Annotated in this window: 19 protein-coding genes; 14 read left to right on the top strand and 5 right to left on the bottom strand. The window is 47.2% G+C overall.

The genetic code is table 11. The features are described from left to right. Window positions 1–157: 157 nt before the first annotated feature. Window positions 158–2,158 carry an endonuclease MutS2 gene (locus ACFQ3J_RS23855; RefSeq protein ID WP_251584259.1) on the bottom strand — a complete coding sequence of 667 codons (2,001 nt, stop codon included), beginning with the start codon at window positions 2,156–2,158 and terminating at the stop codon, window positions 158–160. A 779-nt stretch (window positions 2,159–2,937) separates the two neighbouring features. Between ACFQ3J_RS23855 and thiM the strand changes: the two genes are divergently transcribed. The 13 genes from thiM (at window position 2,938) to ACFQ3J_RS23790 (ending at window position 17,984) form a co-directional block, all read left to right on the top strand. Beyond that, window positions 2,938–3,780, top strand: a complete 843-nt coding sequence (gene thiM, locus ACFQ3J_RS23850; RefSeq protein ID WP_379294199.1) for a hydroxyethylthiazole kinase — start codon at window positions 2,938–2,940, stop codon at window positions 3,778–3,780. Window positions 3,781–3,783: 3 nt separating this feature from the next. Beyond that, the gene (gene thiD / locus ACFQ3J_RS23845) at window positions 3,784–4,599 is read left to right on the top strand and encodes a bifunctional hydroxymethylpyrimidine kinase/phosphomethylpyrimidine kinase (RefSeq protein ID WP_251584328.1); all 816 of its coding nucleotides are present in this window, start codon (window positions 3,784–3,786) and stop codon (window positions 4,597–4,599) included. Beyond that, complete coding sequence (gene thiE / locus ACFQ3J_RS23840) at window positions 4,596–5,246, top strand: thiamine phosphate synthase (RefSeq protein WP_251584260.1); 651 nt, start codon at window positions 4,596–4,598, stop codon at window positions 5,244–5,246. The genes thiD and thiE overlap by 4 nt, the downstream gene beginning before the upstream one ends. 347 nt (window positions 5,247–5,593) lie before the next feature. Further along, window positions 5,594–6,409: a creatininase family protein gene (locus tag ACFQ3J_RS23835; protein ID WP_091158814.1), complete on the top strand. Its 816-nt coding sequence runs from the start codon at window positions 5,594–5,596 to the stop codon at window positions 6,407–6,409. 14 nt (window positions 6,410–6,423) lie between these two features. Next, entirely contained in the window at window positions 6,424–7,230 is an 807-nt protein-coding gene (locus ACFQ3J_RS23830) for an ABC transporter ATP-binding protein (RefSeq protein WP_251584261.1), read from the top strand. 36 nt (window positions 7,231–7,266) lie between these two features. Further along, window positions 7,267–8,589: an FAD-binding oxidoreductase gene (locus ACFQ3J_RS23825; protein ID WP_311287750.1), complete on the top strand. Its 1,323-nt coding sequence runs from the start codon at window positions 7,267–7,269 to the stop codon at window positions 8,587–8,589. Between the two features lie 149 nt (window positions 8,590–8,738). Next, window positions 8,739–9,512, top strand: a complete 774-nt coding sequence (locus ACFQ3J_RS23820; RefSeq protein ID WP_379294197.1) for an ABC transporter permease — start codon at window positions 8,739–8,741, stop codon at window positions 9,510–9,512. Between the two features lie 37 nt (window positions 9,513–9,549). Then, window positions 9,550–10,587: an ABC transporter substrate-binding protein gene (locus tag ACFQ3J_RS23815; protein WP_091158808.1), complete on the top strand. Its 1,038-nt coding sequence runs from the start codon at window positions 9,550–9,552 to the stop codon at window positions 10,585–10,587. A 149-nt stretch (window positions 10,588–10,736) separates the two neighbouring features. After that, window positions 10,737–12,119, top strand: a complete 1,383-nt coding sequence (locus ACFQ3J_RS23810) for an amidohydrolase family protein (RefSeq protein WP_091158806.1) — start codon at window positions 10,737–10,739, stop codon at window positions 12,117–12,119. After that, window positions 12,110–13,405, top strand: coding sequence for an amidohydrolase family protein (locus ACFQ3J_RS23805; protein WP_091158805.1), 1,296 nt, complete (start codon window positions 12,110–12,112; stop codon window positions 13,403–13,405). The genes ACFQ3J_RS23810 and ACFQ3J_RS23805 overlap by 10 nt, the downstream gene beginning before the upstream one ends. A 376-nt stretch (window positions 13,406–13,781) precedes the next feature. Beyond that, entirely contained in the window at window positions 13,782–16,670 is a 2,889-nt protein-coding gene (pulA, locus tag ACFQ3J_RS23800) for a type I pullulanase (RefSeq protein ID WP_091158803.1), read from the top strand. Between the two features lie 121 nt (window positions 16,671–16,791). Beyond that, window positions 16,792–17,418 (top strand): 50S ribosomal protein L25, encoded by a 627-nt coding sequence (locus ACFQ3J_RS23795; protein WP_091158801.1) that lies wholly within the window; start codon window positions 16,792–16,794, stop codon window positions 17,416–17,418. 218 nt (window positions 17,419–17,636) lie between these two features. Beyond that, window positions 17,637–17,984 carry a YobA family protein gene (locus ACFQ3J_RS23790; RefSeq protein ID WP_170862449.1) on the top strand — a complete coding sequence of 116 codons (348 nt, stop codon included), beginning with the start codon at window positions 17,637–17,639 and terminating at the stop codon, window positions 17,982–17,984. A gap of 276 nt (window positions 17,985–18,260) precedes the next feature. Here ACFQ3J_RS23790 and ACFQ3J_RS23785 read toward each other — a convergent pair whose 3' ends face one another. The 3 genes from ACFQ3J_RS23785 to ACFQ3J_RS23775 all read right to left on the bottom strand — a co-directional run bounded on the left by ACFQ3J_RS23785 (window position 18,261) and on the right by ACFQ3J_RS23775 (window position 19,401). Continuing rightward, window positions 18,261–18,830 (bottom strand): manganese catalase family protein, encoded by a 570-nt coding sequence (locus ACFQ3J_RS23785; RefSeq protein WP_091158798.1) that lies wholly within the window; start codon window positions 18,828–18,830, stop codon window positions 18,261–18,263. Window positions 18,831–18,853: 23 nt separating this feature from the next. Beyond that, window positions 18,854–19,120, bottom strand: a complete 267-nt coding sequence (locus ACFQ3J_RS23780) for a spore coat protein CotJB (RefSeq protein ID WP_091158796.1) — start codon at window positions 19,118–19,120, stop codon at window positions 18,854–18,856. 62 nt (window positions 19,121–19,182) lie between these two features. Further along, window positions 19,183–19,401: a spore coat associated protein CotJA gene (locus ACFQ3J_RS23775; RefSeq protein WP_091158795.1), complete on the bottom strand. Its 219-nt coding sequence runs from the start codon at window positions 19,399–19,401 to the stop codon at window positions 19,183–19,185. A gap of 350 nt (window positions 19,402–19,751) precedes the next feature. Here ACFQ3J_RS23775 and ACFQ3J_RS23770 point away from each other — a divergent pair, with 350 nt between their 5' ends. Next, window positions 19,752–20,114: an HIRAN domain-containing protein gene (locus tag ACFQ3J_RS23770; RefSeq protein ID WP_091158792.1), complete on the top strand. Its 363-nt coding sequence runs from the start codon at window positions 19,752–19,754 to the stop codon at window positions 20,112–20,114. 7 nt (window positions 20,115–20,121) lie between these two features. Here ACFQ3J_RS23770 and ACFQ3J_RS23765 read toward each other — a convergent pair whose 3' ends face one another. Beyond that, window positions 20,122–21,258 (bottom strand): glycosyltransferase family 4 protein, encoded by a 1,137-nt coding sequence (locus ACFQ3J_RS23765; protein ID WP_091158791.1) that lies wholly within the window; start codon window positions 21,256–21,258, stop codon window positions 20,122–20,124. Window positions 21,259–21,328 lie beyond the last annotated feature (70 nt).

The following is a 21,328-nucleotide window of genomic DNA, read 5'->3' as shown; positions in this document are numbered from 1 at the left end:
ACTGAATCCAAAGTCATATTTGTACGTAAGCCAGGATATGAGCTTACCTAAGAAGTAAAGTATTTTTCATGGAAATGTTAAAGACGGACGAGGAGAGACAAATCCCCGCCCGTCTTGGGTTATTCAATTGCATAATTCCGCTTATTCAAATGAACATTTAAGACTCGTCTTTTGGCATTTCTATACTGAGACCCGGAACATGCTTCTTGGACATTTGCTTTCGTTTTTTTCGAATCTCCTTAGTCTGGGAGACAACGTCAAAATCGTAGTCGTCCGGGTAAAGCTCCTCGCCTGCAATATGAAGCTTCACTCGCTGCTTGGCAATTTTCAGCTTTTTTCCTCGAATAAGTACGGTAAGCTTGCCTTTTGCATCCTCTGCTTCGACGATAATCCCCCCTTCCTTCATATAAGGGATGTGCACCCTGTCACCAACTTGCAGCGGCCGGACCGGCTGAGCTTCCACATCGCTTGGTTGAGGTCTCTTGGCATGGGCAGCGCTGGATTCTCGGCGGTCGTTATTCACCCGATTTGTATTGTCACGGGTTAGATCTTGAGGATCTAAACTTCGGGATTCCGCGAGGTTGACCTCGTTACCGCTGGATTTCGATTCCCCTAACGAATCAGCATTCCCTGTCAATGATGTGGCAGAGATCTGTTTGGAACGCTCAATGATATACGGCGGAATTCCGAGCTTTAGGGCAATGGCATAAGCATAGCTGTTTCCTGCTTCCCCAATCGTCAGCCGATATAACGGCTTTAATGACTCGGTATCAAATTCCATGCGGGCATTTTCGAATCCGTTAGCCGAAGCTGCGAAATTTTTGATCTCCGAAAAATGGGTTGTTGCCACGACAGTAGCCTGCCTTCTATGCATCTCTTCCAGCAGAGCAATGGATAGTCCGGTTCCCTCCCCAGGATCTGTACCCGAAGCCATTTCATCAATAAGAATGAGCGTTGAGGGGCCCGCCATCTTCAGAATCTCGATGATGTTCTTGATGTGGGCAGAGAACGTACTGAGCTGATGCTCGATACTCTGACCATCTCCGATATCGACGGCAACTTGCTCAAATACGCTCAGCTGGCTGCCTTCTCCAACAGGGACTAGAAGTCCGGACTGGGCCATCAGCGTCAACAAGCCGATGGTCTTGAGGCACAATGTTTTACCGCCGGTATTGGGACCTGTAATGATCAAGGACTTGAATGCATCACCAATGTGGAAGTCCAGTGGAACCATATGATTCACGAGCGGATGCCGTGCGGATCTTAATCGAATGACCCCATGATCGACGAGATGAATGGACCGTCCCTGATAGGAGAGAGCATAGCGCGCTTTGGCGAATAAAAAGTCATACATGCCCACTGTGTCCGTATTAACCCGAAGCTCATATTCAGCTTGATCTGCCAAACGCGTCAATTCACTGAGGATCTTCATTTCTTCTCGCTGCTCCGCAGCACGATGCAGACTGAGCTCCATCTGGAGGGCAGCGATTTCGTCAGGCTCAATAAATACCGTTTGGCCACTGGCTGATTCACCGTGAACCGTTCCTCTGATAAGCTTGCGGAATTCCTTCTGGACAGGCAGGCAGTAGCGATCCCCGCGTCTTGTAATGAGCTGGTCCTGCAGAATAGAACGGTGCTTGGACAGGAGGGTATCGAGCTTTTTTTTCAGCCGTTCCTCAATGACCTGAACTTGTTTTCTCGTCTTGAGCAGCTCTTTACTCGCGTGATCCGTTACCCGTCCTAAGTAAATACAGCGTTCTACCTCTTCACGAAGGGAATCCAGGGTGTACATGGAGCCAGCATAGGCACTTACATTCGGGGCGATTTCTCCTTTGGATTGCATGTACTTCATAAGCTGGGCGCAGCTTCGCAGAAATTGCAGTAGATGCATGAAATCCTGTTCGGTAAATAAATAGCCGGTGCCCAGCAGATTCATGATATTCTCGATTCCTGACAATGAAGGAAGAGGGACGCTTGCTCCGTGCCGGATCAGTCCCAGTGCCTCATCCGTTTCAGCCAGTGCCTGACGGATCTGGGTTAGACGAGTCATGGGGGACAGCGAATCGATCTGTCGCTCTCCAAGGTAGGATACCGCGTAGGACCGCAGCTGTTCTTTGACAGTATTGTATTCGAGTCTTTGCATGCTTTGTTGATTCATGGGTTAATGCTCCTTTTTTTGTAATGTTTGAATGACGTTGAAGCGGATAAAAAAAAGACGCAAGAAACGAACAGAAGCGTTCGTTCTTACGTCTTTATGCATGAGTTATCTTAAGGATCGGGCAAAGAATGCTGCTAATCCATAAGGTATCAACCTGTGAGTGGCCCCCGGTCATCAAAGTTATGTTCATAACAGAACATTGATGGTCTGTAAATAGATGGATTCCGGGTACAAAAAAACCGCGCTGCAAAAACAGCACGGATGAGTTCACAAGTCAATTATTACATAACTCATGTTCATAGAGAGTTTGGTTATCCGCTGTTCTTAACTGATTTCATGAGGCATCTGAAGTGAGTGCTTGAAAATGCGCATAAAAAATAAACATCGCAAATTCAGGCGATAAAGCAATAGATCAAGCCTCAGTATGAAATTAATTAGTTAAGAACGATCACCGACATCAAAAATCTCTCCTTTTTTGGATGAGTTACTTTGTATCATAGGCTACAGGTTAGCAAAAGTCAACAAATTGAATATTGGGAAGATGTACTATACAATGAAGAGGAACGAGCAACTTCAACAATTATATAAATACGGGAGCCTGCGGAAGCAAGCTGAGAGTACAACTAATCTGTTGTTGACCGGTTGAACCTGCCATGGATAATGCCAGCGTAGGGAGCGAACATGATGATTACGCATGCTTTCGCATGCGTTTTTTTATATTTGCGGTACCCCTCAGTTCCAAGATCGGCTCCTGTGTACCTTCCAAAAAGAAAGGTCTGATGACGATGTCTAATGATGTACTATCCTCTCTTATTACTCGAATTCATGAAGAACAACCATTGATTCATAACATAACGAATACGGTCGTTACGAATTTTACGGCTAATGGTTTACTAGCCCTTGGTGCTTCCCCGGTCATGGCATATGCGGAGGAGGAAGTGGCGGATATGGTTCAACATGCCCGCGCACTGGTGCTCAATATCGGGACACTTACTACAGACCTTGTCAATACGATGGTCACCGCAGGCAAGGCGGCAAATAAATACGGTGTTCCTGTGCTCCTTGATCCTGTCGGAGCGGGAGCTACACCTTATCGAACGGATGCGGCTCTTCGGATTCTTCGTGAAGTGGAGATTACACTGATTCGAGGCAATGCAGGAGAGATCAGTCACCTCATCGGGGAAGGAATGACTGTAAAAGGTGTAGATGCAGGTCAATCCGAGGTCGTAGAACGAGCCCAAATGGCGGTGCGTGCTGCCCGAACATTGGGAACAACCGTCGTTGTATCTGGTCCAGAAGACGTCATTACCAATGGTGATACAGGACTTGTTATAAAGTCCGGCCATCCGTTACTAACACGTGTCACAGGGACAGGCTGTCTCTTAACCTCTGTCATCGGTGCTTTTCTTGCAGTTCATGATTCGGTATTAGAAGCAGGAGCCGCGGGTCTCGGCTATTACGGAGCGGCTGCAAGCATAGCAGGACAGAAGACAGAGCAGATGGGAACTGGCAGCTTCCAGATTGCATTTTTGGATGAACTGTCCAATCTTGAGCCGTCTGTTTATGAGAAGTATGTGGAAATTACAGATATGAACGAGCTGTTCATCAAGGAGGAGGCATAAATGATGGAAATCGCTAAGGCGCTTACCATTGCAGGTTCAGACAGCGGAGGCGGAGCCGGAATCCAGGCCGATATCAAAACCTTTCAGGAGCTGGATGTCTATGGCATGTCAGCACTCACAGCGGTTACTGCCCAAAATACACTTGGCGTGCAAGGCGTTTACTCTCTGCCGGTTCCATTTGTAGCGCAGCAGATTGAGTCTGTCTTTGCCGATCTGAGACCGGATGCGGTGAAGACAGGGATGTTATTCAGCAGTGAAATTATTGCAGAGGTTGCACAGCAGGCTGCACAGCATCGGATAGATAAGCTGGTCATCGATCCAGTGATGATTGCAAAGGGCGGCGCATCCCTGCTTCAATCTGAAGCTGTAACGGCGCTTGTTCAGCAGCTGCTTCCGCTTGCACTTGTCGTTACACCTAACATTCCCGAGGCGGAAGTGATGACAGGCTGCACTATTCATTCGCTGGCAGACCGCAAGGAGGCGGCTAAGCGAATCCATGATTATGGCCCAGCGTATGTCATTGTTAAAGGGGGCCATGATGCAGGCAGCGATACGGTTACAGATTTATTATACGATGGGACAGCCTTTACGGAGCTTGCAGGACCAAGGGTGGACACCGTTCATTCCCATGGAACAGGCTGTACGTTCTCAGCGGCGCTTACCGCAGAATTGGCAAAAGGAAATGATATCCTATCAGCGACGAGGACGGCAAGAGATTATGTCCAGGCTGCACTCACCGATACATTAGGTATTGGAGGGGGACATGGTCCGACCAATCACTGGGCTTATCGCAAGCAAAAGGGAGTGAGCAGCGTATGAGCCGGATTTCGAGTGCTCGTATGAAGGAGCTGCTCCGAGTTTATTTTGTTATGGGCAGTGCAAATTGTGTGAAAGCACCGGAGGATACGCTGCAGGCCGCACTAACCGGCGGGGTGACATTATTCCAGTTCAGAGAGAAGGGGACCGGCTGTCGTGAAGGCGCTGAGCGGATCGAACTCGCCCGGCGTTTGCAGAAGCTGTGCAGGGAGCATAATGTACCTTTTATCGTTAATGATGATGTCGATCTGGCGCTTGAAATCGATGCAGATGGTGTCCATGTCGGTCAGGATGATGAGGAAGCGGGCATGGTGAGACAGAGGATTGGTAACCGACTCCTTGGCATATCGGCGCATACTATTGAAGAAGCGGTGAAAGCTTATGAGCAAGGAGCCGACTATATCGGAGTGGGGCCAATCTATCCGACAAGGTCGAAGGATGATGCAGAGGCTGTACAGGGTCCTGGAATTATCAAGGCTATGCGGGAAGCGAACATCATGCTTCCCATCGTTGGAATTGGCGGGATCACGGCCGCAAATAGCAGGGAAGTCGTTGAAGCAGGAGCAGACGGAGTAGCCGTCATTTCTGCGATCAGCTATGCAGAGGATGTTGCCGACAGCGTGAGGCAGCTCCATAACTTTAAAGCTTAAGATTATATAAAGAGAAGAATAGCTGACATGAATCAGTCATTCTTCTCTTTTTTAGTTGCAAAGCATGAAAACGAAAGTTAAATTACATTCATGAATTATATAACAATTTTAACCAGCATTGAATTCATTTCCTTCTAAAAAACGAACAATAATAATTAATATCTACATTATTTTTCGTATCTAATCCCTAACACCTGACATTAACATGACGCTATAAAGTGCTCAAAGCACAAAAAAAAGTTGCCGTTTTATTTAAAAAACCAAAACGACGTAAATTTTGTTTACATCATCTCTTCATCCCATTACATTGTTTCTAACAACAATACATAACTGAGGGGTGGATATGAATGACCGCACGTTATCAAGGAATGGCTTACAACGAGTTGTTCCTCCCCAGACTGTCCGGGCCTGAGATCGGTGAACTTGCCAAGACGGGAGCCATGCTGATCTTGCCGATCGGTGCCATGGAACAACACGGACCGCATCTTCCTGTTTATACCGACACGCTGATTGGAGAAGGGATGTTAACGGAGGCATTCAAGCATCTGACTTCAGAGGATAATATATGGCTATTACCGCATCTCCCTTACGGAAAAAGCAATGAGCATGCAGGCTGGAGTGGAACGGTGACCTTAACCGCAGTGACGCTGCTCGCTGTACTGATGGATATTGCAGACAGCCTTGCCAGAACCGGCTTTGACAGGCTCGTATTATTTAATACTCACGGCGGAAATGCCGATCTACTTAATCTGGCTGCCAGAGATATTAGAGAAAAGACAGGCATGATGGTATTCAGGCTCGATGGAGGCGGTCTCGATAACGATAAAGAGCTCTTAACACCTGAAGAACGAATGTATGGCATTCACGCAGGTGATTCGGAAACGTCGATGATTATGCATCTACATAACGCATGGGTGCATCACGATGTGCTTCCAAATGAATTTCCGCCTGTTAGCTCAGAAATGAAGCTTCAATTCAGCAACAAACGCTTTGCATGGGTGATGAAGGATCTATCCATATCCGGCGTTTGTGGAAATGCACAGCTGGCTACAGCCGAGAAGGGCAGCACACTGCTGACATCGGCAGGCAGGAATGCAGCGGAGCTGTTTAAACTGATGCTTGAATTCCAGTTTGACAAGAAAATAGAAATGGAATCCGTTTAAAGGGAGAGATGACGATGAGCAGTTTGATTACAGCACAGGGAAACAAGGCAAATCTTAACCCAGGACTGGCACCGTTAGTGGAGATGGAAGGCATCAGCAAGATTTATCAGACCGGCACCGTTGCCCTTCAGGACGTCAATCTTAGCATTCCTGAAGGAGAGTTTGTCAGCTTTGTAGGTCCTTCCGGCTGCGGTAAATCCACCATATTTCGTATGATCGCCGGTCTTGGAGATCCGACAGCTGGCAGAATGCGGCTGATGGGCATGGAGCCTGCAGAAGCGAGGAAACAGAGTGATATTTCATTCGTTTTTCAGGATGCAACACTACTTCCATGGTGTAAGGTAATCGACAATGTTACGCTGCCGATGGAGCTGCGTAAGGTGCAGAAGAAGGAAAGAGTGGAGAAGGCAATGCATGTTCTCGAGATGGTCGGCCTGAAGGATTACGCGAACGCTCTTCCACGCCAGCTCTCGGGTGGAATGAAGATGCGAGTGTCGATCGCGAGAGCACTGGCATCAGATCCGAAGCTGCTGTTAATGGATGAACCTTTTGGAGCACTGGATGAAATGACCAGACAAACGCTCCAGGATGAACTTCTTGGCATATGGCAGAAGGATAAGAAAATGACAGTATTATTCGTTACACATAACGTTTTTGAAGCGGTATACCTCTCGACCTCAATCGTTGTCATGACAGCAAGACCTGGCAAAATCGCGAGCACAATTCCGGTTCCGGTTCCGTTTCCGAGAGACGAAACGTTCCGTACCGCGCCGGAGTTCAGCAAGCTGGTCGGTCAAGTGTCAGAGGTGCTGCATCACTAGCATTAATTAAAAATTCCGTGCTCAGGGAGGACGAAGATGATGGCTGTTGAGATCGAGAAGGTGTGTATTGATGGGCTTGGTATAGATAAGGTGCTGCTTGATCTTGATTCCAGGGAGAAGCTCTCGAAGGATTACTACTGGTATTCTCCTGTCCTCGAAAAACGGTTGAAGGATAAAATTGCGGATAGTATTGTTCGACCCGAGACGGATGCTGAAGTAGAGACATTGCTTAAGATCGCATATCACCACAAGGTTCCCGTTACGGTAAGAGGTGCGGGTACGGGTAACTACGGTCAAGCCGTACCGCTCGAAGGAGGCATTGTGCTCGATCTAAGCAAGCTGGATCAAATCCTCGAATGGGGTGAGACTTCAGTCCGGGTACAATGTGGAGTAAGGCTTGGATCTCTGGAGCGTGCGGCTCGGGAACGAGATCTTGAGCTGCGAATTTATCCGAGTACGTTCATGAAGGCAACTGTCGGCGGATATGTATGCGGTGGTTCAGGCGGGATCGGTTCGATTACCTGGGGTGACCTGTGGGACGGCAATGTAACGGAGGTCGTCGTCTATACCTTGGAAGAGGAACCGAGAAGATTGGTCGTTTCCGGCGAAGAGCTTCCAGCCTACATTCATAACTATGGCACAACCGGAATTCTGACGGAGCTCGTCATTCCACTTGCACCGAAGACCGAGTGGGAGCAGTCTATCGTCTTTTTTGATGATTTTGTGCAGGCTATGGAGTTCTCCCATGACTTATCTCACAATGATTCCATCCGCAAGAGACTTATCTCTCCCCACGAATGGCCAATACCTTCGTATTTCAGACCTTTGAAAAAGGTAGTCGTACCCGAGAAAGCAGCCGTTCTGTTAGAGACAGAGGAGGGAAGCCAGCCTGCCCTAGCAAGTCTCGCTGAACAGCATGGCGGCACAATTGGTCATTACATTCCGGCTGAGAAGTACAGATCAGGCATTGGCTTGTCTGACTTTGGCTGGAACCATACGACATTATGGGCGCTTAAATGCGAGAACAATATTACGTATTTGCAGGCTGGGTTCTCATTATCGCATTTCAGAGAACAAGTGAAGCTTGTTAAAGAAACCTTTGGAGATGAAGTGCTGCTTCATTTTGAATGGATGAGAAGCCGTGGCAAAGTAACACCATCATCACTGCCCGTCGTGCGATATACGACAGAGGAGCGCTTGAACGAGATTATCAACTTCTTTAATGCTAACGGAATTTATGTAGCTAACCCACATACGTATTCGCTGGACTCGGGCGGACGAGGAATATTGCCGCTCATGAAACAGAAGAAACGGGAGAATGATCCATTAAGACTGCTTAACCCTGGCAAAATCGATTAGAAGAGAGCTCTTCAAAGAAAGGACGTGCATAGACAATGGCAATGAATCAGCCGAAGCTTGCTTATGAAAAGAAGGGTCTGAAAGGGGACAGCAATGCTCCTTCTGCATCTGCTGTCCAAACGACGAAAGCAGCGAAAAGCAATAATTTCATGCAGAAATTCCTTCCTCCTGCCATCGCATTCATCGTTGTTGTCGGCTTATGGGAGATCGTAACGAGATTACTCGGGTATGCCCCCTATTTGCTCCCTAAGCCATCGGATATCGTATTATCGGCGGTGGAGAATTGGAGCAACCTGATGACATCGGTCATGACGACAGTGTATGAATCCGTATTTGGATTTCTGCTCAGCATCATCATCGGGGTATCCGGAGCGGTACTGCTTGCCAGTTCAAAAATAATCGAGAAAGCGGTCTATCCCTATGCGATCGTGCTGCAGACCATTCCGGTTGTAGCGATCGCTCCGATTATCGTCATCTGGTTTGGTGCAGGAGTGAACTCGATTGTTATTATTGCCTTCTTGATCGGCTTCTTCCCGATGATATCCAACACCTTGATTGGTCTTAATTCTACTGATGGCAATATGCAGAATCTATTTAAGCTGTATAATGCTTCACGGTGGCAGGTCATGTGGAGACTGCGTCTGCCTGCAGCCATGCCTTACATTATTGCAGGACTGAAAGTATCCTGTACCCTGTCTGTCGTTGGGGCCATCGTCGGTGAATACATTGCAGGAATCGGCGGCGGCGAGGGCGGTCTCGGGTATGCCATTACTGTAGCCTCTTCGAGACTCCAGACGCCTTATTTGTTCGCATGCGGACTGTGTGCCTCCATTCTTGGAATTACCTTCTATCTGCTCGTAAGTGCCTTCTCCAAATGGGCGCTCAGCTCCTGGCATGAGTCTGAAATGAAATCCGAGAACTAAAATTCCTGAATATAAAATATAAGGGGGATTTAAAGGAATGAACAATTCATTGAAGAAGAAAATGTCAGGTCTCACGGTAACGATGGCACTCGCCCTTATATTCTCAGCATGCAGCAGCTCAGGCTCTGGCAGCAGTACAACCGAAGGAAGTGCCAGCGCAGGTGAAGAAGGCGCCAAGGAACCTGTAAAAATCACCCAAGTGACGAACTGGTTTGCACAGCCTGAGCATGGAGGGCAATATACCGCTCTTGCCAAAGGGTACTATGAAGAGGCAGGTATCGATATGACCATCGAGCCGGGTGGACCTCAGGTTTCCTCCATGCAGATTGTGGCCTCCGGCAAAGCGCAGTTTGGTATGGGGCAAGCGGATGAAGTGCTCACTGCAAGAGATAACGGAATTCCGGTTGTAGCGATTGCCGCGATCTTCCAAAAGAGCCCGCAAGCGATGCTGTTCCATGCGGATGCGGATATTCAGGATTTTGAGGATCTAGACGGACGTAATGTATATATTGCACCTGGGTCAGGGTATTGGGATTTTATCAAGAAGAAATATGAGCTCACCGAAGTGAAGGATCAGACCTATACAGGGCAATTCGTTAACTTCATTGAAGATAAGGATGCGGTGACCCAGTCCTATGTCACATCAGAGCCCTACACACTGGAGCAGCAAGGCATTGAGACCCGTCATTTGCTGACATATGATGCAGGATTCCAGCCTTATTCCAATGTGCTGTTTACAACAGAAGAGTTCCTTGAGAAGAATCCTGAGGTTGTAAAATCGTTCCTTGCAGCCTCCATCAAAGGCTGGAATTACTACAAAGACAACTATGAAGAGATGAACGAGTTCTTGAAGGAAAGAAATCCGGATCTCACGCTGGAAGGGATGAAATATGGAGCTGAGCAGGAGTTTGAATTGATTTTTACAGATGAAACGGAAGCGAATGGACTGCTCAGCATGACAGAAGAACGTTGGACGAAGCTTCAGGAAGATATGCATAGCCTTGGACTTCTGAAAGAAAAAGAGGACATTACGAATGTTTTTACGACTGAATATCTTCCCGGTTCTAACGAGTAATCAATAGACAGCCTGGTGAAGCTGCAGCCTCCTGGCTTATCGGACGCCGACCTTTTGGGCAGCGGAAGAATAAGTTGCAGGGGGCTGTTTTTAATGAGATGGATACACCTGATTTCAATTATGCCAGTGCTGAATAGGAGGAGCGAAGGATGTCAGGAACGCTGCGTTTAATAAATGCAACCCTGCACGGTCTTGAACATAAGGGGAAGCTCTATGATATTTACATTCGTGAGGGGAGATTCGAGTCTGTTCAAGAGCAGACCTCATGTGAGGAAAGGGTCCAGGCTGCAGATATTGCATCTTTTGGACTTCCAATGGAAGGGGAAAAACACGGGAGACAGAATGTCTTTGATCTGAACGGACGAATGATACTTCCTGGCATGGTGGATATACATATGCATCTTGATAAAGCCTTCAGCTTGCCTCAGGTAGGGAATCAAACAGGCACACTGCTTGAAGCCATTCAAAATTACAGCAGCGCAGCTTCTTCCTTCTCCAAGGAGACGATTCGTGCACGAATCGTAAGGACAGCTCTGCAGGCCGTGTCTTATGGATCGACAAGGCTAAGATCCCATCTTGATTTTAATGTGAATGCAGGCGAGGATATTGCTATGCGTACGGTGGAAGCTGCACTGGAAGCCAGAGCATTACTGGGTGGCGTTGTGGAGCTGGAGCTGTATCCCATGGTTCCTTATCGGGATCTTGGAAGAAGAGGCATGGAGCTGATTGAAGAGTCGCTCAGAATGGGTCTTGACGGCATTGGCGGTGCGCCGCATTTATCGGCTAAACCGGATGCAGATATCGAAGGGATATTTGAGCTGGCTGTACGTCTTGGCGTGCCAATTGATCTGCACTGTGATGAGACGGACAATCCTGAGATGAAGACCGTACTTAAAGTAGCTCAGGAAACATTAAGATATGATTACTATGGAAAGGTCAATACAGGACATTTATGCTCCTTGTCTTCCATGCCCGCAGCTGAGGCTGATGAGCTGATCGAGATGATGTCACTCGCTGGAGTTCATGCGGCAACCCTTCCGGCAGCGAATTTGTATCTTCAAGGCAGAGCAGATCTGGGGCCTGTAAGACGCGGTGTGACGAGGGTCCGTGAACTGATGGAAGGGGGAGTGACTCTCGCCGCGGCATCTGATAATATTCATGATCCATTCCATCCCTTCGGGAGAGGGGATCTGCTCCAAATCGCGCAGCTCACAGGTTATGCGGCCCATTATGGAAGTCCCGAGGACATGGTGCGTCTCCTCGATATGGTAACGGTGAATCCTGCCCTCATTGCCGGCTTGGAGAATTACGGTATTCGTGCTGGTGGAACGGCCGACTTTGTAATCGTAGATGCAAGAAGCCCAGAGGAAGTGTTCACATGTCTGCCGGCTGGCCGATGGGTCGCCAAATCAGGAGCATGGGTCAGTGTGACAAGGGCATCAAGCCGTTTTGGAGAAGAACGAATTCAAAGGTTATGGGAGGAGTCGGTGTTAGATACGGAAGGAATTGGGGGTAGCGTGGTATGGAAATGACGATATTGAAAAATGTAATGACACCGGAAGGCCGTCATGTGGATGTATTCATTGCATCGGGCCGTATTCATTCCATTGAGCCATTCGGCACTTACTTAGTCTGGAAAGACGATCAGGAAGTGGTACATACCATTGATGGGCAGGGAGGACTCATGCTCCCTGCGTTTGTAGAATCCCACATTCATTTGGATACCGTGCTCACTGCGGGTGATCCAGACTGGAACTTAAGCGGTACCTTGCTTGAAGGGATCAGGCTGTGGAGTGAACGCAAGAAGCGGCTAACCCCAGAAGATGTGCGGCACCGGGCGAGTGAAGTGATACGTCAGCTGGTGGGACACGGAGTCCTGTATATTCGGACCCATGCAGATATTTCTGATCCTCAGATGACAGCACTAAAGACGCTACTTGCACTTAAGGAAGAGTGGGCATCGGTTGTTCAGCTTCAGGTCATCGCTTTCCCTCAGGACGGCATTGTTGCATGTCCTGGAAATGCAGAGCGAATGGAGGAGGCACTGCAGCTCGGCGCCGATGGTGTAGGGGCGATTCCCCATGGAGAACGAACCCGAGAGGATGGGGTAGAGTCACTTGAGATTTGCTTCGAGCTGGCTAAGAAGTACGGCGCATTCGCTCACGTCTTCTGCGATGAAACGGATGACGAGCAGTCTCGCTTCCTGGAGAGTACAGCAGCGCTTGCTATTAAGCATGAGCTATATGGCAAGGTGACGGCCAGTCATTGCAGTGCCACTGCTTATTACAATGAGTCGTATTTCCAGAAGCTGCTTGGACTTGTCAAAGCCTCCGGTATCCATGTTATTGCCTGCCCGCTGATTAACAGCTCCATGCAGGGCAGATTCGATGCATATCCGAGAGGCAGAGGGATTGCGCGGATCAGAGATATGTCGAGAGCAGGCATTCCGGTTTCCATTGCCCACGATGACATGCTGACGCCATTCTATCCGTATGGAGACGGAAATCAGCTGCAGGCAGTACATATGGCAGCACATTTGGAGCATATGACGGGAAGAGATGACGTATCCTCACTGCTGGATATGATCACAAGACATGGGGCCAGCGTTCTTGGACTTGAGGACAGCTACGGGATTGCACCCGGAAATCCGGCTAATCTTGTCGTGCTTCCTACCTGGCAGGCCGCAGATGCGATTCGGCTTCGTCCGAAGCCGCTGTATGTGATTCGCGAGGGAATGGTCATTGCCCATACACCCCCTGTCGAAACCGAATTCTCTTTCCCTGCTCCTATTCTAAGGTTTATTAGAACATCATTATGATTGCAAGCAAAACGGCGTCCCATCGAACTTGTTGATGGACGTCTTTTTATGCTGTGCGGAAGCCTTTTTTTACAGAGGAGATACATTAGCCGACAACCTTTGCAGAATGATGTCATATACTATCATGTAAGCGTTTTCGATTACAGGATACCTGCTTTGCTTCATTCTTTCTCGTGCAGGCGGTTATAGTTTCTCTATGAAAGTGGCATAAATGATAGTAATGGCGATAGAGTCATTGCTCTGTAGTTTATATATTTAACAGCTTAGGATCGATCACCCTGTGCAGGGAGAAGCAGATGAGTCTTTAAAGTCATAACGCACAAACGGGTAAGACTGCAGGGTCCGTAAATTATCAAAATCACGGGCGGTGAGCTTGATGCAGAATCTGAATAACGTTTATTATGACAAAAATGATCTCGGATTGACTTATACACGTACGAGCTGCACGTTTAAAGTATGGGCTCCTACAGCGAGCAAGATGGAGGTTGTTCTCTATGAAGATGCGGGTCGATATGACTCTAACGGCTTGGTTGCGGATCATGAGGATGGCGGAGCGCCCTATGTTATGAACCGAATGGAAGCGGGCACTTGGGGACTTACACTGCAGGGCGATTTGGAAGGGAAGTTCTATATGTACAAAGCCGGTTTCCCGAACGGACAGGTACATTATGCAGTTGACCCATACGCTACATCTGTTGCAGCTGGGGGTGTGCGCACCGCAATCATCGATATGACAAGGACAGATCCGGACGATTGGGAGGATGATGTAAGGCCTCCACTAATCAAGCCAACGGATGCTGTAATCTATGAGCTTCATGTCCGGGATTTCTCTATGGACGAGGAGTCGATCTTTCAGAAGAAGGGGCTCTATATTGCTTTTTCGGAAGAAGGCTTAACCGATCGAGACGGACATCGTATTGGAATTGACCATCTGAAGGAGCTAGGGGTAACCCATGTCCACCTGCTTCCGGTGTTTGATTTCAAGACGGTTAACGAATTAACAGTGCATGATACAAAAGCAGCCGATAACAAATATAACTGGGGCTATGACCCGCAGAATTTCAATGTACCGGAGGGCTCGTATTCAAGTGATCCTTCAAATCCGTATACAAGAATTCGAGAGTTCAAGGATATGATCCGCGCTCTGCACCGCTCCGGCATTCGAGTCGTTATGGACGTCGTTTATAACCACACCTATGGCGTGGATGACGGTCCTTTCGACGGCATTGTTCCAGGATATTATTACAGAAAAAATGCACACGGATTCTTATCCAACGGATCCGGTGTAGGGAATGAGCTGGCAACTGAGCGGCCCATGGTCCGAAAATATATTAAAGATTCCGTCCGATTCTGGACGGAGGAGTATCATATCGACGGCTTCCGTTTTGATCTCATGGGTCTGATTGATGTTCAGACCATGACGGAAATTACGGAAATGCTTAGACAGGAGATGGACCCTTCGATCCTCATCTATGGCGAACCATGGACTGGCGGCGATTCACCGCTTCCAGACAAAACACTCAAAGGTGTACAGCGCGGCAAAGGCTTTGCGGTCTTTAATGACCATTATCGCTCAGCGATTAAGGGTGATAGTGATGGTGCGGGAAGTGGATTTGCCACAGGCTGGTGGGGAGTCGAAGGTGCAGTGCTGACCGGGGTACAGGGTGCAATACATGATTTTGCTTATTCCCCGGCAGAGACGATCAATTATGTGACCGCGCATGATAACCTGAATCTATGGGATAAAATCGTGACAGCTCAAGGCATCAGACATCTGGTGGCCTTTCCTGAATGGAGGGATGGCCTTCCGACAAGTGGAACCAGCCCTGCGGATGCAGTCCGTCATGCGGATCCATACCGCCATGTAGATCCACTCCATTTGTTCGACAATGATACGGTGAGGCGCTCGTTGCTTGCCAATGGAGTAATCCTTACCTCACAAGGCATTCCTTTTATTCATGCAGGGGATGAACTGCTTCGCTCCAAATACGGGGATCACAACAGCTATCGGAGCGGCGATAAGGTCAATGCGCTGAGGTGGAGAAATAAAGCGAGGTTTCGAGCTGTATTTGATTACTACAAGGGCCTCATTTCGCTTCGGAAAAAGCATGCTGCCTTTCGTTTGGAGCACCGGGATCAGATCGAGCAATATTTGAAAGTGCTCCAATGCGGTAACGGAGTTCTTGCTTATATGCTGGAAGGTTATCGGGCAGGGGATATATGGAACCGGATTATCGTCATTTACAACGGGAAAGAGCAGGATGATGTGGTAGCCTTGCCACAGGATGCTGCCTGGAACATCGTTGTCAGTGATCGTATAGCCGGAGACGAGGTACTGGGGCAAGTGACTTCACAGATTGTTGTCCCAAGGTTGTCCATGATGGTGCTCTATGATCGGGAGAGTGGAATTGAAGCGCAAGTTTTGAATTCAATTGAAATTAGGACCTCCAGAAGAGCAGTGGCGGCAGGGGAACATTTTGAGTTTGAAGCGATTTATAGAGATCAGCACGGTAAGCGGATGGAAGGCGTTACTGCGGTATGGAGCTCCTCTGATGATCGTGTGATTCGGGTAAGACAGACGGGCAAGGCGAGGAGCTTCGAGAATGGAGAATGTACAATTACTGCAGCTCATGGGGAAATATTCTCGACGGTTCAAATGAGGGTCGATAATCTATATCCTGACCGGATTGAGATAGCTGTGGATAAGTCAATCTACGCGACCCAGGCTTTTCGACCTCAGGTGACGATCTGGAACCAGTATGAAGAGGTGCTTAGCGGAGTTCCATTTACGATGGAAACCACAACACCTCGCGTCATTGCTGTGGATGAGGCGGGCAAGGTTAAAGTGATCCGTCCTGGTATGGCGACGCTTACTGCACAAGCAGGCGAGGCGAAGACAAAATGTCATTTTCAAGTGCAGCCTTATTTCGTCCGTACGGTTGAAATTGAATATTCTCGGCCGGATGGACTTTATGAGGGCTGGAATGTCTGGGTATGGGGCACGGGAATTCATGATGGAAAGATACCATTGCAAGAAGAAGGAAATCAGACTGTGAGGGCACGGATTAGAGTGGCTCCCGGCATTAAACGGATTGGGTATATCATTCGGTTGAATGAATGGGAGGAGCGGGAAGGGGACCGTGATTACTATATAGATATTCCGCCTTCTCCAGGGAACGAACGGATTAAGGTTCATGTGCACAGCGGATCGAGAGAAGTGGTGGTTGCAGTGGGTGGGCAGCAGAATTCGCTTGCATGGGCTTAGTAGTGCGTAAACAAATGGAGATTCAATCTCGTTAATAGGGGTTAATTATAGATATGGCCCTGATTCTATCTGGTTTTGGGGGCAAATTCGAACCATGGACTTGTAAGGAGGATGTTTAGATATGAAATCCAACGGAGAAACGGTCCAACTAATTGCCGAACAAAGGACACAGAAAAAAGGTTCAGGTTTACGAAATCTAAGACAGAGCGGACGCGTTCCGGCTGTTGTATACGGGCAGCAATTTGACAGTATCCCGATTCATGTAGATGCGAAGGAATTTTCCCGCATATCTCACACAGGGCGTTCCGAGCTGTTCGAGCTGAAATTGGACGGTAAAACGGTGCCGGTGCTGATCAAGGATATGCAGAAACAAAACGATAGACTGCTCCATGTTGACTTTATAAAAATTGCGAGAAACAAGCCGATTCAGGTCACGATTCCGATCGATTTCCAAGGTACAGCGGTTGGTTCCAAGACAGGCGGCGTATTCCAGTCGCTCATAACCGAGCTGGATGTAGAAGGACTTCCTAAAGATCTTCCTTCTGTCATTGAAGTAGACATTACAAAGCTTGAAGTCGGGGATAAGCTGGCAGCTTCCGAAATTCAACTGCCGAAGGGTATAACCTTGATTACGCCCGAAGATACACTCGTGGCTTCTGTAACGGTACTGCGTGCAGCAGATACGGATACAGGCGAGGCGGCGGAGTCTAGTGCCGATGGAGAGGTAGCGTCTTCTGAAGAAGAGTAATTAAGATGGGTAGAATATAGAATATTTATAAAGGGCTCTGCGCAATTAACGCGCAGGGTCTTTTTTAAATGAATAGAATACATATAATTGCTTACCTGACTGGATACAAAAAATAAAAACAGCAGCTGTATACGATCTGAAAAAAATTAATCAGATGCAACTTTTCCGAGTGATATTTTGTCTAAATTAAAGAGGCAGAGAGGGTGGTGATGGTTACTATGAAGAATGTAATGATTACTTTTTTATTAGTAACACTAATATTAAGTGGATGTTCGTTAAGTGAGGAAAACAACAACTATACTATTATTACAGGGTATATTATTGACAAGGAAGAAGGGCGATTACTTGTTGTTGAAGGATTAGATGAATCCGAATTTGATATACATGAGCAGACAGTTGAAGAAATATTAAAAATTGCTGATCCAAATGCAACTTGGGTTTCTATCGGCGATAATAGAGAGAATGATTACAGCGTCGGTGAACAAGTTAAGGTCACAATAGACGGGGGAGTAAATACATCGTACCCTGCGCAAGCGTCTGCTAAGCATATTGAAGTGGTTGAATAAGGTTGACAAAAGGCTGCCTTTTTAACCTGATTTATAAAACAGATTAAATACAAAAGGCTCCGTTTTTCACAATTCGGAGGGGGGATTAAATGATGGGAAGAAAAAAAGTGAATATGGGGGATGTATTTCTTATCCCACTTGAAGGAATTTGTTAGGGTTATGGTACTTTCCCTGCTATATTTTGGGAGATAAGCCTACAGTTAAACAACCCAAGCCTGCATAAAAATCAGACTTAGGTTGCTTATTATTGCTTATAAATTGCAGTCAATTTTACAGCTAGAAAAACTTTCGATGATTCCGATCATCCTTAATGATCTCAACCGCTTCACGGAAGCGCTGGGAATGCACGACCTCCCGCTGTCTAAGGTATTTCAGACCGTCCTGTAGATCAACGTCATCGGTCATGTCAATGAGCCACTGATAGGTCGCCCGCGCTTTCTCCTCAGCAGCAATGTCCTCGTATAGATCAGCAATCGGATCGCCTTTGGCCTGAATATAGGTAGCCGTCCACGGCACGCCGGCAGCATTCTGATAGAACAAGGCATGATCGTGATTGGCAAAATGAGCTCCAAGTCCAGCCGCCTTCAGCTGTTCTGGTGTCGCATCTTTTGTTAGTTTGTACACCATAGTGGCAATCATCTCTAGGTGGGCAAATTCTTCAGTTCCGATATCCGTCAACAGTCCGATGACTTTGTCGGGGATAGTGTACCGCTGATTCAAATAACGCAGCGCTGCAGCCAGCTCTCCGTCAGCACCTCCGTATTGCTCAAGCAAAAATTTGGCCATCATAGGATCGCATTTGCTTACGCGAACGGGATATTGCAGTTTCTTATCGTATACCCACATGGTATGAATTTGCCTCCTTTACTTTAGACTTGCCATGGCCAAGGGGATTTGGACCATAGCCAGGAAGATTGCTGTGCTCCACTTTGACCGTATTGAAGCAGGGGACCATACAGAGCCTCAAACTGATCAGCAAGCTCTCTTCTCGCTTTGGCATACAGATTGAATTGCTCGAGTGCGGCAGGGTCATCGGGGTGCGTATCCAAATACAAGCTTAACTCGACAAGCACAAAATCCAGTGCCTGCAGCTCATGCAGCAATTTGTAGTAGTTCTCGTCAAGCGTTTGGTTCACATCTACTCGCCCCTTTCTAATCAGATGTTTTTCAAGTGCAATGCAGCAAAATCTGCTCTACATCACTTGCTCCTTGGCGGGTCATATGGGCTATACAGTACTTTCCACAAAGTGCCATATTTCAACGCGTCAAATGCGCTGAACTGGGGCAGATTGGGTGGCTGAAATCCAAGATATAAATTGGGTGGTGTGCTGTAATATTTCACACGAATGGGAGGGCACGGATCAAACGGACCAATAAATGGCTCATACGATTTAAACTGTGAATGGGAAGAATTCATGATGCGTGATCAACACCTTTCTCTAAAGTAGAGGAAACCGGACTATTCGTTCATATTTTGTTCCTTGAGCAATGGAATCTGTATGATGTATATGCTATCAGTTTAGTACACATACGTATTTTTAATGGAATGATCAATTTTCGTAATTGCGAAAATTAAACTTTGATATATGATAAATTATGAAAAATAACCGTGACAAAAATAGTTGGTTAAAACAGGTCTTAAGATCCTTTTTTTTTGATTTACATTTATATAAAATAGTCCAAAAGTTTTGTTTTTTTCTGTAAAAAAAACTATAACGGTTACCGATAAACTTATCATTGACTACTACGAGCAAAGGAGGTATTTACGTGCATAAAAAACTTTATGCCGCAATAACTGATATGGAAAACCATCGGTATTCCTCAAAATTACGAGTAGGAGAGCCTGTTTTTCTAATTAAAGATCCAGATAACTTGTCCGACTCTGAAGCGATTCGCGTTGTTTTTCCTCCTCATGGACAAATAGGTTACATAGCAAACCATCCGGAAATCGTGCCAAGAGGCTGCTGCAGTGCAGGTAGAATATATGATACGTTCAAGCAGCAGACTCTTGGAATTGTACAGTTTATCTTTCAGGATATGGCGATTATCGAGCTTAGAGAAGTGACCTCTATGCCGGGAGCGGAAGAGAAGGAAGTCTTCATTATGTACCGAACATCCGAGAGGATGTAACGTATTTTTAATTCTGTTGTTCAATCTGGATATCACGGCCTGTCAAATGCTGATAGCTCGCTTCCAGCTGTGCAGCCGTCGCTTGCCAGGTATAATGGTGCAGGGCCTTCTCTCTTCCGTTTGCTCCCATAGACTGAGCCAGCTCAGGGTGCTTAGCGAGCTGAGCAAGCCGTTTGGCAAAGCCAAAAGGATTCTTATAATGCGTAACCAGAAATCCGTCATGGCCATCTTCGATGATTTCACGGATTCCTCCATTTTTTGAAGCTATGACCGGGATGCCTGAGGCCATCGCCTCTACATTGACCAGTCCAAACGCTTCATGCTTCTGAGAAGGGCATACGATACAGTCTGCAAGCGGGTACAGCTCGTGGATCTGCTCATGCTGAATTTCACCTAGAAAAAGGAGTTCAATTCTGAGTGTTTTGGCAAGCTGTTTGAGTCTGGCAAGATATGCTTTATTCTTGCTTTTACCGACGATGATAAGCCTGGTTCTGATGGAAGGCTGTACTCGGTAGAGGGCGCGCATGATAACGGGAATTCCTTTTTGAGGGATCACTCTGCCGACAAACAGTACGTTATAACGATTACTGGATATACCGTAGTGTTCCATACGAGCTTGTTTTTCCACCGCGGTTAATGGCTTGAAACGATGAACATCCACGCCTAAAGGTATCGTTATGATGCGATCAGAGGGCAGGGAGAATCGGCTTATGATCCGTCTTTTCAAGGAGCGGCTGTTTGCGATAATAAGATCTGCTCTCCGAAGCAGAGAAGAGATGGTATTGGATTTGGGAACAAAGGTAAGTGAGTGAAGAAAGAGGGCTACGGGCTTATCCGGATAAGCCTGTTTAATCTTAGCCATGCAGCGCGGACGGTTATCAACTTGAATAAGATCCACATGATCTAGTGTCTGGATGCATTTGATCACCTCTACCGCATAATCCTTTTTACTAAGAGCAGGTACTCTCTTGATGACAAGCTGATCACTGATCCATGTCTCATGCGGAAGCTGCGTAGTTAGTTTGCTAATTATCGTGATCTGATGGTGCATCGAGAGCTCTCTGGCGATGGCGAGCATGCAGATTTCTACAGATCCGCTTCCAGGCAGAGGAAATTGCTCAGGACTAACCATCACGATATGCATGTATATATGCCCCTTTCCGGTTGTCTTCTCTACGAAACGAGTTGAAGAGATTTTGCACAATCCTGAGTTA

Origin of the sequence: Paenibacillus provencensis, assembly GCF_042678545.1 — a bacterium.
GTDB lineage: Bacteria > Bacillota > Bacilli > Paenibacillales > Paenibacillaceae > Paenibacillus > Paenibacillus provencensis.
Note: the sequence above shows the minus strand (reverse complement) of the source record. Positions and strands in the feature narration are given on the sequence as shown.

Bases quoted from the DNA above. Each gene is read 5' to 3' on its own strand.
- ACFQ3J_RS23825 (WP_311287750.1), top strand. From the start codon at position 7,267: ATGATGGCTGTTGAGATCGAGAAGGTGTGTATTGATGGGCTTGGTATA.
- ACFQ3J_RS23820 (WP_379294197.1), top strand. From the start codon at position 8,739: ATGCAGAAATTCCTTCCTCCTGCCATCGCATTCATCGTTGTTGTCGGC.
- ACFQ3J_RS23810 (WP_091158806.1), top strand. From the start codon at position 10,737: ATGTCAGGAACGCTGCGTTTAATAAATGCAACCCTGCACGGTCTTGAA.
- ACFQ3J_RS23775 (WP_091158795.1), bottom strand. From the start codon at position 19,401: ATGAATTCTTCCCATTCACAGTTTAAATCGTATGAGCCATTTATTGGT.
- ACFQ3J_RS23815 (WP_091158808.1), top strand. From the start codon at position 9,550: ATGAACAATTCATTGAAGAAGAAAATGTCAGGTCTCACGGTAACGATG.
- ACFQ3J_RS23790 (WP_170862449.1), top strand. From the start codon at position 17,637: ATGAAGAATGTAATGATTACTTTTTTATTAGTAACACTAATATTAAGT.
- ACFQ3J_RS23785 (WP_091158798.1), bottom strand. From the start codon at position 18,830: ATGTGGGTATACGATAAGAAACTGCAATATCCCGTTCGCGTAAGCAAA.
- thiM (WP_379294199.1), top strand. From the start codon at position 2,938: ATGACGATGTCTAATGATGTACTATCCTCTCTTATTACTCGAATTCAT.
- thiE (WP_251584260.1), top strand. From the start codon at position 4,596: ATGAGCCGGATTTCGAGTGCTCGTATGAAGGAGCTGCTCCGAGTTTAT.
- ACFQ3J_RS23830 (WP_251584261.1), top strand. From the start codon at position 6,424: ATGAGCAGTTTGATTACAGCACAGGGAAACAAGGCAAATCTTAACCCA.
- thiD (WP_251584328.1), top strand. From the start codon at position 3,784: ATGGAAATCGCTAAGGCGCTTACCATTGCAGGTTCAGACAGCGGAGGC.
- ACFQ3J_RS23855 (WP_251584259.1), bottom strand. From the start codon at position 2,158: ATGAATCAACAAAGCATGCAAAGACTCGAATACAATACTGTCAAAGAA.
- ACFQ3J_RS23805 (WP_091158805.1), top strand. From the start codon at position 12,110: ATGGAAATGACGATATTGAAAAATGTAATGACACCGGAAGGCCGTCAT.
- ACFQ3J_RS23795 (WP_091158801.1), top strand. From the start codon at position 16,792: ATGAAATCCAACGGAGAAACGGTCCAACTAATTGCCGAACAAAGGACA.
- pulA (WP_091158803.1), top strand. From the start codon at position 13,782: ATGCAGAATCTGAATAACGTTTATTATGACAAAAATGATCTCGGATTG.
- ACFQ3J_RS23765 (WP_091158791.1), bottom strand. From the start codon at position 21,258: ATGCATATCGTGATGGTTAGTCCTGAGCAATTTCCTCTGCCTGGAAGC.
- ACFQ3J_RS23835 (WP_091158814.1), top strand. From the start codon at position 5,594: ATGACCGCACGTTATCAAGGAATGGCTTACAACGAGTTGTTCCTCCCC.